The organism is Bifidobacterium stellenboschense (assembly GCF_000741785.1).
Taxonomy (GTDB): domain Bacteria; phylum Actinomycetota; class Actinomycetes; order Actinomycetales; family Bifidobacteriaceae; genus Bifidobacterium; species Bifidobacterium stellenboschense.
The window spans coordinates 56,534-72,406 of the sequence record NZ_JGZP01000007.1 but is presented as its reverse complement, the minus strand read 5'-3'; the positions used below and the strand labels follow the sequence as shown (position 1 = coordinate 72,406).

Annotated in this window: 9 protein-coding genes; all 9 read right to left on the bottom strand. The window is 63.1% G+C overall.

What is annotated here, in order from left to right; all coding sequences use genetic code 11:
• The 9 genes from carA to rpsL all read right to left on the bottom strand — a co-directional run bounded on the left by carA (position 1) and on the right by rpsL (position 13,873).
• Complete coding sequence (gene carA, locus BSTEL_RS03085; protein WP_420796390.1) at positions 1–1,221, bottom strand: glutamine-hydrolyzing carbamoyl-phosphate synthase small subunit; 1,221 nt, start codon at positions 1,219–1,221, stop codon at positions 1–3.
• 179 nt (positions 1,222–1,400) lie between these two features.
• Positions 1,401–1,814 (bottom strand): transcription antitermination factor NusB, encoded by a 414-nt coding sequence (nusB, locus tag BSTEL_RS03080; protein ID WP_034526993.1) that lies wholly within the window; start codon positions 1,812–1,814, stop codon positions 1,401–1,403.
• A 66-nt stretch (positions 1,815–1,880) separates the two neighbouring features.
• Positions 1,881–2,438, bottom strand: coding sequence for an elongation factor P (gene efp, locus BSTEL_RS03075; protein WP_034526990.1), 558 nt, complete (start codon positions 2,436–2,438; stop codon positions 1,881–1,883).
• Between the two features lie 450 nt (positions 2,439–2,888).
• Positions 2,889–3,248: an endonuclease domain-containing protein gene (locus BSTEL_RS03070; RefSeq protein WP_034526988.1), complete on the bottom strand. Its 360-nt coding sequence runs from the start codon at positions 3,246–3,248 to the stop codon at positions 2,889–2,891.
• Positions 3,249–3,816: 568 nt separating this feature from the next.
• Positions 3,817–8,856, bottom strand: coding sequence for a type ISP restriction/modification enzyme (locus BSTEL_RS03065; RefSeq protein ID WP_051922804.1), 5,040 nt, complete (start codon positions 8,854–8,856; stop codon positions 3,817–3,819).
• A gap of 675 nt (positions 8,857–9,531) precedes the next feature.
• Positions 9,532–10,731, bottom strand: coding sequence for an elongation factor Tu (tuf, locus tag BSTEL_RS03060; RefSeq protein WP_034526986.1), 1,200 nt, complete (start codon positions 10,729–10,731; stop codon positions 9,532–9,534).
• Between the two features lie 140 nt (positions 10,732–10,871).
• Positions 10,872–12,995, bottom strand: a complete 2,124-nt coding sequence (gene fusA / locus BSTEL_RS03055; RefSeq protein WP_034526984.1) for an elongation factor G — start codon at positions 12,993–12,995, stop codon at positions 10,872–10,874.
• A gap of 30 nt (positions 12,996–13,025) precedes the next feature.
• Entirely contained in the window at positions 13,026–13,496 is a 471-nt protein-coding gene (gene rpsG / locus BSTEL_RS03050) for a 30S ribosomal protein S7 (RefSeq protein ID WP_034526982.1), read from the bottom strand.
• Positions 13,497–13,501: 5 nt separating this feature from the next.
• Entirely contained in the window at positions 13,502–13,873 is a 372-nt protein-coding gene (gene rpsL, locus BSTEL_RS03045; protein ID WP_003825774.1) for a 30S ribosomal protein S12, read from the bottom strand.
• Positions 13,874–15,873: the final 2,000 nt, after the last annotated feature.

Below are 15,873 nucleotides of genomic sequence, written 5' to 3'. Positions count from 1 at the left end.
TCACTTACCTTCCTTGGAGTCGGCGCGGGAATCGCGCGGATTGTTCTTCATAAGATCGCAGAACCGATCGAACAGGTATGCGGCGTCGTGCGGACCGGCGGCGGCCTCCGGGTGGTACTGCACGGAGAACGCGGGGATGTCCACGCACTGCAGGCCTTCGACCACGTCGTCGTTGAGATCGATGTGGCTGACGAACACCTTGCCGTAACGGCCGTTGTCGAACGGTGCGTCGACGGTCTCGCCGATCGGCGCGTCGACGGCGAAGCCGTGGTTGTGGGCGGTGACCTCCACCTTGCCGGTGGTGAGGTCCTTGACCGGCTGGTTGATGCCGCGGTGGCCGAACTTCAGCTTGTAGGTGCCGAAGCCAAGCGCGCGGCCGAGCAGCTGGTTGCCGAAGCAGATGCCGAAGAACGGGTAGCCGGCGTCGAGAACCTTGCGCAGGAGCTCGACCTCCGGACCGGCCTGCTCCGGATCGCCCGGGCCGTTGGAGAAGAAGACGCCGTCCGGGTTGAGGGCGGTCAGTTCATCGAACGTGATGGTGGAGGGCACGACGTGCACGCGGCATCCGCGCTCGGCCATGCGGTGCGGGGTCATCGCCTTGATGCCGAGGTCGACGGCGGCCACCGTGTACAGCGGCTCCTTGCCTTCGAACTCGCCGCACGGTTCGATCGTGTAGGCCTCCTTGGTGGAGACCTCGTCGTACAGGCTCAGACCCTGCATCTGCGGGGTGGCCTTGACGGCGTCGAGCAGCTCGTCGACGGTCTTGAGGCGGCCGTCGGCGCCGAGCAGCGCGTCGCCGGAGAAGATGCCGGCGCGCATCACGCCGGCGGAACGCAAGTGGCGCACCAGCTTGCGGGTGTCGATGTCGGCGAGGCCGACGATGCCGTTGGCTTCGAGGTCGCCGTCGAGGCTGCCTTCGGCGCGCCAGTTGCTCACGTTCGGGGAGGGTTCGCGCACGATGTAGCCGGCCACCCAGATGCGGGAGGATTCCGGATCCTCGTGGTTGACGCCCGTGTCGCCGATGTGCGGGAAGGTCTGCACGACGATCTGACGGTCGTAGCTCGGGTCGGTGAGCGTCTCCTGGTATCCGGTCATGCCGGTGGCGAACACGATCTCACCCGTGGTCGCGCCATGGGCCCCGTAGGGTTCACCCACATACACCTGCCCATCTTCCAGTACAAGGACGGCATCGTCCTTGCCGTAGTTCGCGATCTCGCTCACCAAAACCCCCTTTTCGTTCTCGGGTCGTCAGTACTTAAGGTTATCGGCCAACGCCGACGCACACGCGCAGGACACGCATGGTCTTCCGTTCCGGTCGGCCGTCATGCCGGATTGTCGCGCCCGGCCCACGCCCTCATAAAAACGCCTCCCTTGTTGCGGGGAGGCGTCAATAGAAAATATCAATCCAACGGCTTTTCTTTGGCCGTGCAGATAGCGGACAGCAGTCCGTGGATGAACGCGGGGGAATCCCCGTCGCACAGCGTCTTCGCGAGGGAGAGCGCTTCGTCGATGGCGACCTTGTCGGGCACGTCGTCGTTGAAGAGAATCTCCCATGCGGCGATACGCAGGATGTTGCGGTCGATCACACCCATACGGCGAACCTTCCACCCGGTGGAGTGCTCGTCCAGGGTGGAGTCGATCTCGCTCAGGTGCTCGGCCACGCCCTTGACGATCTCGATGGCGTATTCGGGCAGCGGCGTCTGCGCGCCGGGCGTCTCAATGCGCTCGTCGAGCAGGGACAGGATGTCCTGATCCTTCTCGTCAGCCTCGTACAACGTGTTCAGAGCCCTCTTACGGGCGGTGGAACGTGCCATGCAGCTCTCTCGTCCTTCGTATCGTTGGTTGCCGGTTGGAACTCACGTGATCCGCGGGAACGCGAATCAGTTCTCGCGACCCAGGTAGGAGCCGTCGGTGGTGTTGACCTTGACCTTCTCGCCCTCGTTGATGAACAGCGGGACCTGGATCTCGGCGCCGGTCTCCACGGTGGCCGGCTTGGTGCCGGCGTTGGAGCGGTTGCCCTGCAGGCCCGGCTCGGTGTGGGTGATGGTCAGCACGACGGAGGCCGGCAGTTCGACGCTCAGCGGGGTCTCATCGTGGAAGGACACGATGCAGTCGGTACCTTCGAGGAGGAACTTGGTGTCGACGATGGACTTCGGCACGTAGACCTGATCGTAGGTGGTCATGTCCATGAAGACCAGGTTGTCGCCGTCCTCGTAGGAGTACTGGAGGTTGCGGTTGTCGACGGTCTCGAACTCCATCTTCATGCCCGCGTTGAAGGTCTTGTCGACGATCTTGCCGGAGAGCACGTTCTTGATGGTGGTGCGCACGAAGGCGGGGCCCTTGCCCGGCTTGACGTGCTGGAACTTGAGGACGGTCCACAGCTGGCCGTCGAGGTTCAGGACGGAACCGTTCTTGATGTCATTGGTAGTCTGTGCCACGATGTCTCACCTATGTTTCTAGTGTTCGAGGGCTTACCCAAAATTTGCCTTGGCTATTATGCCACCACCCCTCTACCGCGCCACGCCACCGAAACAGGCATCGTCACCGGAGCCACGGACTCGCCCCGCGGAAACGGACTCACTGCGCAAGACAATCCCCCGCTCCCGCCGGAAACGGACTCGCACCGCGAGACGGTATCCCGCTCCCGCTGGCGGGAGCTGTCAGCCACAGGCTGACTGAGGGTGGTCACCCACGCACAACAGACTCGCGAAGCGAGACAGTATCATGCTCCCGCTGGCGGGAGCTGTCAGCCACAAGCTGACTGAGGGTGGTCACCCACGCACAACAGACTCGCGAAGCGAGACAGTATCATGCTCCCGCTGGCGGGAGCTGTCAGCCACAGGCTGACTGAGGGTGGTCGGGCACCTATTACTACCGTCCAGGCGTCCCTACACCGTCACTCGTTCCCGCACATGCCTGTCGATATCGTGACATACCGAATCGAGGTGACGATCGACATCGAGATTCGTATAGCGCAACACCATGAGGCCGAGACCGTTCAACTCGCGCGTACGTCGCAGATCGGCATCGCGTTGTGTTTCGGTGTAATGTCCACCGCCATCGAGCTCGACGATGAGCTTGGCTTTATCGCAATAGAAATCGACGATGTAGTCAAGTATCGGCTTCTGCCGCTGCCAACGCAGCGGATACGCGCGGAGATACTCGGCCCACAGTCTGCGTTCCCACGGGGTCGCGTTGGAGCGGAGCCGCCGTGCGAGAGGCACGTTGGCCTTGTTGTAGGGAAGCATGGCTCCGAAGTGTAGTAGCGAGAAGAGCATCTCGTCCTATGCCGGCGATTCCGTAATCTCCGGACCACAGGCCGAAGTCCCGATTGCCGACCGAAGTACCAGCCGCCGACCACCCCCAGTCGGCTACGCCGACAGCCCCCGCCAGCGGGGGCAAAAGGGACTCGCACCGCGAGACGGTGTCCGCGCAGGAAACTGACTCGCGAAGCGAGACGGCATCATGCTCCCGCTGGCGGGAGCTGTCAGCCACAGGCTGACTGAGGGTGGTCACCCACAACAACAGACTCGCGAAGCGAGACGATGCTCTGCTCCCGCTGGCGGGAGCTGTCAGCCACAGGCTGACTGAGGGTGGTCGGGCACAACAACAGACTCGCGAAGCGAGACGGCATCCCCGCAGAAACCGGACTCGCACCGCGAGACACAGCTTTGCTCCCGCCGGCGGGAGCTGTCAGCCACAGGCTGACTGAGGGTGGTCACCCACAACAACAGACTCGCGAAGCGAGACGATGCTCTGCTCCCGCTGGCGGGAGCTGTCAGCCACAGGCTGACTGAGGGTGGTTGCCGCCGCTGGTCACTTCCACGCGGCGGGCCAGTCGGCGGGCTGGGGCAGCTCCTCCAGAGCCGGCAGGGCGTCGACTATGTCCAACGTCTCCATGCTCACGCGGACGACCCGCTCCACGAGGTCCACGATGTAGCGAGGATCGTCCGAGTAGTCGTTCGGGTCGTTGACGATGCCGGACTTCTTGTCGGTCGTGACCTTATACCTATCGATGAGCCAGCCGATCGCGCTCTTGCCGTTGACCACGTACTCGTACGCGCGCAATGGGATGCCCTCGATGGTCAGGTTCTCCGCGACCCTGAGCACCGTACGGTCGGGCACCTTCTTGCCGGTCTCCGGGTCCTTGACCTTCTTCGGGTACGTCATCTTCTCAGTACGCCCCGGGTTCGCGCCATCGCCGACCTCCATGACCGGCCACGGGTCCACCGACTCGTAATCCAGGTGGAGGTGCGCGAGGGCGCGTCCGGCCTTCATGAACGCCTTGAAGTCCTTGGCGAGCGGGATGCGCGGCAGTTCCTTCTTGAGGTTGTTCGCGAACCGGCGCCGGTATTCGGGGCTGTGCAGCACGCCGTACACGTAGTAGAAGATATCCTCCTTGTCGATGCGCAGGTTCGGATACACCTCACGGAACACCCTGAGCCCCGTGTCGGTGATCGCGTCATGACGGATATAGCCGTGCTCGTCCGCACCGGACATGTCCGACTCGGAGAACAGGCTGTCATCGTCCGACGGTTCGACCTTCTCATAGCGGTACAACGGGAAGCACTGGGTAGCATCCGGATCGACGTGCAGGTCCGGAAGTATGTCGCTGATGAAGCAGGTGTAGTCACGCTTGTTCGTCACCGACGAGATGATGACTGTGTTTTCCAAGCATTGAGGGGAACTCTGCTGGTAGGTCATTTCGTTCGGCGCATTTTCCCGGTGGGGGCTTTGAATGGAAATGTGGCTGCTGGTAGGTCCTTTCGCCCGATCGCCTCCGGCGATCGGGAAAATGCGTGGCTGCTGGTAGGTCCTTTCGTTCATGAACGAGTCGAAATACACCCATTGTTTGCAGAACGGGCGGTACACGCCTAGTACGCAATGTTCCGGATCGTACGGGACCGTGGTGCCCTTGTCGGCGTAGTCTTGCAATCGTCGTGTCCAGCTGTACCGAGTGGTGTCCTGTTCCAGGGGCGTCCCGTCCGCGTGATGCCGTTCGATGGCGTGATTGGTGTCGTCGAGCAGACGGCTCATGTTTGACTGCAGGGCGGGCAGTGACATGTTCCATGCCCATACGTCACGACATGTTGCCAATCCCCTGGACCAGATGGAGAACAGGCCGGTGGGGAGTTTCTTGCTTCCGTCCTGTACTCCGGTGGGGATGAAGGTGGTGTAGCTGTCGTCGCGTTGGTTGATCCAGTCGCCGTGCTTGTCGGGCGTGAGCTGAAGCCATTCGGGGTCGTCGGTCACGGCGTCCTTAAGGATGTCGAGTTTCTGTTGGCGGGTGAGGTAGTCGCCGATGTCCCGGTAGTGGATGGCGCCATACTCGGTGGATGCGGGGTTCTTGACGAGCATGGTGATGGCGATGGTGGCGCGGGAGCCGGAGTCGAAGATCTTGCCGCCTTCGCGTCGGGATTCCTCTCCTGAAGTGCGCTGGTTGCCGCGCAGATTGTACACGTAGATCGAGTTGAACTCGTTGGCGAAGCATCGACGTACACCGGCCCCTGACGCTCCGGTGAGCCATCCTCCGTTGGACACGAAGCAGACGATGCCGGAGTCGCCGATGCGGTCGGACGCCCAGCGGAACGCGCGGATGTAGTGGTCGTACAGCGAGTTGTTGTTGTTCGCGTCGGAGCTCGCGACGTAGGTCTCCTCGACCCGTCTGTCGAGGGTCGGGTATTTCTGGGTATCGGTGCCGGTGTGGCCGACGTCGCCGGCACGGTATGGCGGGTTGCCGACGATGACCTTGATCGGCAAGGCTTTCTGTTCCTTGATGCGCTCCGTGTTCTCGGTGAACACGGCGTCGTCCAGGGTGTCGCCGTCCTCGTGCATCTGGAACGTGTCCGTCAACAGCGCGCCCGGGAACGGCTGGTAGTCGCCGCCGACGCGCTTGTGGTACGACTGTTCGATGTTGATGTCCATGATGGTGGCGGCCAGGGGCACGATCTCGTTGGAGTGCAGGTCGTGCGCGTACTTGTACGGCAGATCCGCCGTGTCAATCAGCGTCTCGTCCTCGATGAGACGGCAGATGTACGTGCCAGTGCCCGCGAACCCGTCCAACACGTGCACGCCACGCGAACCCAATGACTGTCCGAACTCGCGCTGCAACGCGCGCTGGACCATGTGCAGTTGGGCGTCGACGACCTCGACAGGCGTGTACACGATGCCGAGCGAATCGGCGGTGTCCTTGAACGCCTTGGTGAAGAACTCGTTGTAGATCTCCTTGATGAGGTTCTGCTTGGCGACGTCCGTCTCCAACTGGCTCGCGGACAGACGCACCGACGCGTACAGGTCACGCAGCGTCGGGTTGTCCGCCATGCTTGGCAGGCCAGCCGCATACAGGGCGCCCATGGTGCGGTCGAGGCCGCGGACGATGGGGTTGTGGTCGATGACCTCCTTGTTGGTGAACAGGGTCTGGAAGATCGGCTTGGTGACCTCGTGCTGGGCGAGCACGGCGATGGCGTCCACCTCCGTGTAGCCGGGGTTGAGGCTGTCCTTCAACCCGTCCACGAATTCGAGGAAATTGTCGCGCGCCGGGCCGGTCTGGTCGACCAACTGGTAGATGGCTTCGGCGCGGCGGCGGGTGATGGCGGCGATGTCGTCGGTCCATTCGCCCCAGTAGATCTTCGTACCGCACTTGCGCACGATCTGCGCGTTGATGGCCTTCGCCATCTCGCCCAGTTCGAAATCGAACTCCGGCTGGAAACCCTTGCCGTCATCCGGCCCGTTGCCGTCGCCGGGTTCGTCGCCGTTGTCGCTTCCTCCCGATGGATCATCGCCGCCACCGACGCCGGAGCCGCCGTCAAGCGGTTTGCCGCCGCGCTTGCGTTTGCGCAGCTTCGACTCGTCCAACACCTCGACTTCGATGATGCGCTTCAGCGAGTCCTCATCGCCGAGCGCGGCGGCGTTGATGATCGCGTCCAACCGTTCGTCGTGGCTTCTCAGGGCGCGTACGACCTGCCAGACCACCTCGTACACGCCCGAGGAAAGGATCGTGTCAGGGTCGGCGCCCAGCGGAATGACCACAGGGATGATGATGTATCCGTATTCCTTGCCGGGAGACTTGCGCATGACGCGACCGACGGACTGGATGATGTCCACCTTGCTGCGCCGGGCGTTGAGATACATGACCGCGTCCAGGTCGGGCACGTCGATGCCCTCCGCGAGGCAGCGCGCGTTCGACAGGATGTGGCACTCGTTGTCCGCGGTCTTGGCGGCCAGCCAGTCGAGTTTGCCGCGGCGGGTGGCGGCGTCCATACCGCCGTCCACATGGTCGATCTCCACGTGCACCTCGTGGTTCGCGGCGATGACGTCCCTGTTCGCGTCGGTGTCCTCGAGGTTGCGCGTGTAATCGTCGATGACCGTGCGGAACTTCGCGGAAAGCGCCTTGGAGTCCTTGATGCTCGCGGCGAACGCAATCGCATGATGCAGGACGCGTTTGGAATCGTCCGGCGCGGTCTCGGCCGCGTGCCGGCCGCGCGAGACAAGCTCGTCCACGCTCTTGGAATGACGCCGGTCGAACAAGGCCTTCCAACAGCCCACGAACTTGGCTGCATCATCCAACGGAATCTCGGAGTCCTTCGCACCGTACTGCTTCTGCATGACCGAACCCATCATGCTTTCCGCGACCTGCATGACCACGATCTTGTAGTCCGTGAGCAATCCAAGATCCACGGCCTTGCCGAAGCTCAGCCGGTACGCGATGCGCCCGTACACGTTCTCGTCGTCCATGCTGGCGATCTCGATCGCGCCTTCCTTGGCCTTGCTCTTCGCCCCCTCACCGTAGATGCGGGGCGTGGCCGTCATGTACAGACGCTTCTCGGAATGGACGAAACCGGCGTCGTGAATCTTCTGGAACGCGGCCTCACCGTCCATCACGCCCGTGGTGCGGTGCGCCTCGTCGCAGATCGTCAGATCGAACGCGGGCAGGCCCAATTCCTGCGCATCGTGGATGACCTGGATCGACTGGTACGTGGAGAACACCACGTTCAACGCGTCTTCGCGTGGCTTGAACCGGTTGGCGACCGTCTCCGGATTCGTGGTCGCCGGGAACGGGATGTCCGTCAACTGGCCATAGGATTCCCGGTCCGACTTCGACAGTTTGCTGGCCTTACCGTCCGAGCACACCACGTACACGTTGATACGGCAACGCGTCTGGTTCACCCAGTCACGCATCGACTGCGACACCAGACTGATCGACGGCGCCAGGAACAGGACCGTGCCGCCCTCCCCCACCTGCTCCTCCACGAGCCGCAGCGAGGTCAAGGTCTTGCCGGTGCCGCACGCCATCACCAGCGAACACCGGTCATGCTCGGTAAGCTCGGTCTTCACCGCGTCGATGGCCTCACGCTGATGCGGACGCGGATCATAGGTCACACGGGTCGAGGACTCCGTACCGTCGATGAACGCGCCCCAATCGAGATTCGATTCGCGCATCGTATCCAGATCCAAACGCACCATATCCATGCCGGGATGTGACAGCATGAACTCCTCCAGCACGCTCGTATATCCGGAGGTCGTGTCGGCAATCATGTAATGCTGGTATCTCTCGTCGGCCAACGCGTTCATGAAGAACGTGGACACATCACCTGCCGCGAGCTTCGGCTTCGAGTAGCACTTCGCCTGAATCGCCCAATACGAACCGTCCTCATCCTCGGCGACCAGGTCAATGCCCGTGTCCATCTTCCCGCTGTTCGTGGGCGCCTCGTCCCACAACCATACCTGCGTGATACGTTCCAGCCATGAGGGATCGTGTTCGAGAAAGAACTCCACGGCATGCTCGAAACGCGTGCCTTGCTCGCGCTTGTCTACCGATTCAGTGACGATACGCGCGAAGATCTCATCAATACTCAATTTCCAGGCTCCCTCGTCGATACCACAACGAGTACCAGAATACCGTCATAACGGTTCCATGCCAGTATCGCAACTCTGCGATGAGATGCGCGGTCTTCTTGACGAGTCCTCTGGTCGCTTCCGTCGACCACCCCCAGTCGGCTACGCCGACAGCCCCCGCCAGCGGGGGCAAAAGAAGGACTCGCCCCGCGAGACGACATCCCCGCAGGAGCCGGACTCGCTGCGCGAGGCAATGCTTTGCTCCCGCCGGCGGGAGCTGTGTCAGCCACAAGCTGACTGAGGGTAGTACCCCACAACAACAGACTCGCGAAGCGAGACGATGCTCTGCTCCCGCCGGCGGGAGCTGTCAGCCACAGGCTGACTGAGGGTGGCCACCCCACAACAACAGACTCGCGAAGCGAGACGATGCTTTGCTCCCGCCGGCGGGAGCTGTCAGCCACAGGCTGACTGAGGGTGGCCACCCCACAACAACAGACTCGCGAAGCGAGACGATGCTTTGCTCCCGCCGGCGGGAGCTGTCAGCCACAGGCTGACTGAGGGTGGTCACCCACACAAGAGCCGACTCGCTCAGCGAGATTGGGTTTGAATATGACGAAAGCCTCGGAACACTGCGGTTCCGAGGCTTTCGTTTAGAACGCTAGTTCAAGCGCGTCTTGAAGATCTCTCTGATGGGAATCAGGCGAGGATCTTGGTGACACGGCCCGAGCCGACGGTGTGGCCACCCTCACGCACGGCGAAGGTCAGGCCCTCCTCCATAGCGATCGGCTGGATCAGCTCGACGGTGAAGGTCGCGTGATCGCCCGGCTGGACCATCTCGACGCCTTCCGGCAGCTCGATGACGCCGGTGACGTCGGTGGTGCGGAAGTAGAACTGCGGACGGTAGTTGGAGAAGAACGGCGAGTGACGGCCACCCTCATCCTTGGTCAGGACGTAGACCTCACCCTCGAACTTGGTGTGCGGGGTGACGGAGCCCGGAGCAGCCACGACCTGGCCACGCTCGACGTCCGTACGGCCGAGGCCACGGAGGAGCAGACCGGTGTTGTCGCCAGCCTCGCAGGAGTCCATCGTCTTGTGGAAGGTCTCGATGGAGGTGACGGTGGTGTTCTGGGTCGGGCGGATGCCGACGATCTCGACCGGGGTGTTGACGGCCAGCTGGCCACGCTCAACACGGCCGGTGACGACGGTACCACGGCCGGAGATGGTGAAGACGTCCTCGATCGGCATCAGGAACGGCTTGTCGAGGTCGTGGACCGGGGTCGGGATGTACTCGTCGACGGCGTCCATGAGCTTCTTGATCTGCTCAACCCACTTCTCGTGGTCCGGAGCGTCGTCGTGCAGCGCACCGTAAGCGGAGACGTGGATGACCGGGCAGTCACGATCGAAGCCGTTCTCGTCGAGGAGGTCACGGACCTCTTCCTCGACGAGCTCGATGAGCTCCTCATCGTCGACCATGTCGCACTTGTTCAGGGCGACCAGGATCTTCGGGACGCCGACCTGACGGGCGAGCAGGACGTGCTCGCGGGTCTGGGCCATCGGGCCGTCGGTGGCGGCGACCACGAGGATGGCGCCATCCATCTGGGCGGCACCGGTGATCATGTTCTTCACGAAGTCGGCGTGGCCCGGGCAGTCCACGTGAGCGTAGTGACGCTTCGCGGTCTGGTACTCGATGTGGGCGATGTTGATGGTGATACCGCGGGCGGCCTCTTCCGGAGCGGAATCGATCTGGTTGAAGTCATACTCCGGGTTGACATCCGGGTACTCCTCGTGCAGAACCTTGGAGATGGCCGCGGTCAGGGTCGTCTTGCCGTGATCGACGTGGCCGATGGTGCCGATGTTAACGTGCGGCTTAGTACGCTCGTACTTTTCCTTTGCCATTACTTTGTCCTCCTGGACGTTTCGTAGGTTTACTGGGTTTCTGGGTTTCGTGCCACATTGAAAGGAGCCAGAACCCAGTCAGCGGTACACGATATTACCGCTGACTGGAGACGTGGCGCAAATCAACGTAGCTACGCGTGTCACTCGCCGCGCTGGGCCTTGATGATCTCGTCGGAGACGCTCTTCGGCACCTCGGCGTAGGAGTCCATCTGCATGGTGAACATGGCGCGGCCCTGGGTCTTCGAGCGGAGGTCGCCGATGTAGCCGAACATCTCGGACAGCGGGACCTTGGCGTCGATGACCTTGACGCCGGTGGCGTCGGTCATGGACTGGATGTTGCCACGGCGCTGGTTGAGATCGCCGATGACTTCGCCCATGTAGTCCTCCGGGGTACGGACTTCCACGGCCATGATCGGCTCGAGGATGACCGGCTTCGCCTTCGGGGCGGCTTCCTTGAAGCACATGGAGCCCGCGAGCTTGAAGGCCATTTCGGAGGAATCGACCGGGTGCATCTGGCCGTCGGTGACGGTGGCCTTGACGCCCACGACCGGGAAGCCGGCGAGAATACCGGATTCCATGGCCTCCTTGACGCCGGCCTCGATGGACGGGATGAACTCCTGGGAGATGTGGCCGCCGGTGACGGCGTTCTCGAACTCGAAGGTCTTGCCCTCGGTGGTCTCGAGCGGCTCGAAGTTCATCAGGACCTTCGCGAACTGGCCGGAACCACCGGTCTGCTTCTTGTGCGTGTAGCCCTGGTCCATGACGGCCTTGCGGATGGTCTCGCGGTAGGCGACCTGCGGCTTGCCCTGGGTGCACTCGACCTTGAACTCGCGACGCATGCGGTCGACGATGATGTCGAGCTGGAGCTCGCCCATGCCGGCGATCAGGGTCTGGCCGGACTCCTCGTCCGTGGTGACCTGGAACGTCGGATCCTCTTCGGCCAGCTTGGCGAGGGCGATGCCCATCTTCTCCTGGTCGGCCTTGGTCTTCGGCTCGACGGCGACCTGGATCACCGGATCCGGGAAGGTCATCGAGTTGAGGGAGATCGGAGCGTCCATGGCGCACAGGGTGTCGCCGGTGGTGACGTTCTTCAGACCCACGAAGGTGTAGATGTTGCCGGCGTCGGCCACGTCGACCGGGTTCTCCTTGTCGGCGTGCATCTGGAAGATCTTGCCGATGCGCTCCTTCTTGCCGCGCGTGGAGTCGAGCACGTTGTCGCCCGGCTTGACGGAGCCGGAGTAGACGCGCACGAACACGAGCTTGCCGTAGAACGGGTGGGTGGAGATCTTGAAGACGAGGGCCGCGAACGGATCGGACTTGGTCGGCTTGCGGTCGATCTCGACGGACTCGTCGCCGGGCTCGAAGCCCTGGATGGCCGGCACGTCCTCCGGGGACGGCAGGTAGTCGACGACGCCGTCCAGCATCGGCTGAACGCCCTTGTCCTTGAAGGCGGAACCGCAGAAGACCGGGAAGGCCTTCTTCTCGATGGTGAGCTGGCGGACGCCCGCGCGGATGTCCTCCTTGGACAGCTCGCCGTCCTCGAAGAACTTGTTCATCAGGTCGTCGTTCGCCTCGGCGGCGGCCTCGACCAGCTGCTCGTGGTACTCGTCGGCCTTGTCCTTCAGGTCGGCCGGAATCTCGGTGGTGTCGTACTTGGCGCCGAGGTTGTCGGTGCCGTTCCACACGTAGGCCACCATCTCGACCAGGTCGACGACGCCGGTGAAGTCGTTCTCGGCACCGATCGGCAGCTGCATCACGATCGGGGTCGCGCCCAGCTTCTCCTTGATGGTGTCGACGGAGTAGTAGAAGTTCGCGCCGAGCTTATCCATCTTGTTGATGAAGCAGATGCGCGGCACGCCGTACTTGTCGGCCTGACGCCACACGGTCTCGGACTGCGGCTCCACGCCCTCCTTGCCGTCGAAGACGGCGACGGCGCCATCGAGCACGCGCAGGGAGCGCTCCACCTCGGCCGTGAAGTCCACGTGGCCCGGGGTGTCGATGATGTTGATCTGGAACTTTTCCTTGGTGTCGTGGGACTGACGGCTCCAGAAGCAGGTGGTGGCGGCCGACTGAATCGTGATGCCGCGCTCCTGCTCCTGCGCCATGAAGTCCATCGTCGAGGCGCCATCGTGGGTCTCACCGATCTTGTAGTTCTTACCGGTGTAGTACAGGATGCGCTCGGTGGTGGTGGTCTTACCGGCATCGATGTGGGCCATGATGCCGATGTTGCGGACGAAATGAAGGTCCGAAAGCTCTGCAGCCATCTTTATCCTTAGTCTTCCTCAGGCGAGTGATTACCAGCGGTAGTGGGCGAAGGCCTTGTTGGCCTCTGCCATCTTATGAGTATCCTCGCGACGCTTGACAGAAGCGCCGAGGCCGTTGGAGGCGTCCAGGATCTCGTTGGCGAGACGCTCGGCCATGGTCTTCTCGCGACGGGCGCGGGAGAAGTCAGTCAGCCAGCGCAGGCACAGCGTGTTGGCGCGGTTCGGCTTGACCTCGACCGGCACCTGGTAGGTGGCGCCGCCGACTCGGCGGGAACGCACCTCGAGAGACGGGCGGATGTTGTCCAGCGCGCGCTTGAGGACGGCGACCGGCTCCTGGTCGGTCTTCTCCTTGACCATGTCGAGCGCGGAGTAGACGATGTCCTCGGCGATGGACTTCTTGCCGTCCAGGAGGATCTTGTTGATCAGCTGCGCGACGACGGTCGAGCCGTAGATCGGATCGGGCAGCACGACGTGCTTCTTAGCGGGTCCTTTACGTGACATATCTCTTACTTCGCCTTCTTTGCTCCGTACAGGGAACGACCCTGCTTGCGGTCCTTGACACCCTGGGTATCGAGCGCGCCACGCACGATGTGGTAGCGCACGCCCGGCAGATCCTTCACACGGCCGCCGCGCACGAGCACGATGGAGTGCTCCTGCAGGTTGTGGCCCTCGCCCGGGATGTAGGCGGTGACTTCGATGCCGGAGGACAGACGGACACGGGCGACCTTACGAAGCGCCGAGTTCGGCTTCTTCGGGGTGGTGGTGTAGACACGGGTGCACACGCCGCGACGCAGCGGGCTGCCCTTCAGCGCCAAAGTCTTCGACTTCTTCGGCTTCGGCGAACGTCCCTTACGGACGAGCTGTTCGATAGTAGGCAACTTGAATTCTCCGATTCAGTGTTATCTCTTGGTTCCGTGAGGCCCGCAGCACCGTGAGCCACACTTTCCCTTGCATCCGGAACCTGTTCCGAATCGGAAAGTCAGCCACTGCCCACCGGCCCGATGGCCCGTTCATCTCTCGCCGCCGCATTGCTGCGCGCGATCCATGCGATTCACGGGATATCCCAGCGCCGTACCCCTGTCACATAAGGCGTACCGCTGGCACACACGAATATCCATAATACGGACCGCCCGGACAACGACACGCTGACGACATACGGCATCCGGTTCTTCGCCTGGTGGTGTGTATGGCCGTGCGGTTGTGATTGTCATCTTCCTCCCGCCGGCGGGGTGACGGCCAGGTCGCGATGCGCGGCGGGATGATCGTTATCTTCCTCCCGCTGGCGGGAGGTGGCGCGTAGCGCCGAAAGGTGGCCACGGGCCGGAGGCGGTGTGGTGTCGGAGGGCGGTCGCGTGGGAGTGGTGCCGAATCATGCGACCGTCGTCCTCTTCTTCCCCTCCCGCTGGCGGGAGGTGGCGCGCAGCGCCGGAGGGTGGTCACGGGCCGGAGTCCGATGCGTTCGTCACTGCCGGGCTAGTCGTTCGGTCGTGATCCGGTTGTTTCGGTCGTGATTCGGTTGTTTCGGTTATGGGACGGCCGTTTCGGTTAATGGGGCCGGCCGTTTTCGGGGCGCGTGCTGCGGATGCGCGCGGCGCGTGGCTCCCGAACCCGCGTCCCATCCGGTCCTGCTCCACAATACGTGCCGGAGAGCCTGTTGTGGAGCGGCATCCCGCCGCTTGTCCCGTACAAACCACCATTTTCGGCGTTCCCGGCCCGTAAAGTGCGCCACAACTCCCCGGAACCCCGGGTTCCGTCCCTGTTGTGGAGCGGGCCCGCTCCACAACAGCCGCCGGTATCGCTCCCACCGCACGTCGTGGAGCGGACGGGCCCTCAAATCGCGCCACGACTCCCACGAACCGCCTCTCACGGCCGTGTTGTGGCGCACCGCCGCTCCACAACACGATCCCCACATGCCGTTGTGGAGCGCCGTCACCCCTACGACCGCCTCACGGCATGGATTCCGCGTGTCGTAAGTGGAGCATCGCCGCGCCCCGCGGCACGAAACGGCACAGCGAGTGGAACTCGAGAACACCCCCTGGCCCGAGAACGCCCCCGGCCCGAGAACGCCCCCGGCCCGAAGGCCGCCCACCGCATCACCCCAGGAGTTCGCCACCAGCGTTACAAATCCCGGAGAACAGCCCTATCGTCCGGGATTACTGACGCTGAGAGCGGGTCAACGTCACAAATCCCGGACGACGCCGCTCATCTCCCGAATCCGGGACGTTGGGAGAGGCTCAGCGTCCCGGGTTACGGACGAAGCCGCTCATCTCCCGAATCCGGGACACTGAGCGCGGAACTCAGCGTCAGGAATCCCGGACGACGGGGCCATTCTCCGGAATATGTGACGCTGAGAGCGGCTCAGCGTCCCGCTGTCGGGATGATGGGCTCGTTCTCCGGGATTTGTGACGCTGACCAGCTCCCAGCGTCATAAATCCCGGACGAAGCCGCTCATCTCCGGGATTTGTGACGCCGAAGCGGATATCGTCCCGCCGGAGCGGATACGGCGGCCACCTACCGGGGCGGCCACCTGCCGGAGCGGATACGGCGGCCACCTACCGGGACGGAAGCGACGGCTCCGGGCCACGGGCCGGCCCGACGGGCGACACGGGAGCCGGAATCCCAAGACGCCGCATCGGATTCCATGGACCCCGGTCCGGTTTCCCATCGCGTAACGCCGGAGGACCTTCAGGCCTGTCCCTTTTCGACGGCGGACAATGACGATGCGGGACGATGGGACGAATGCGGGGTCGCCCCGCCTGCACGCGTCCGCCCTCCCACGAACCGCCTGCATGCGACCACCCTCCCGTGGGCCACCCTCCAGCGCTACGCGCCACCTCCCGCCAGCGGGAGGGAAAAAAGAAGCGCGGCTCGTGCACGT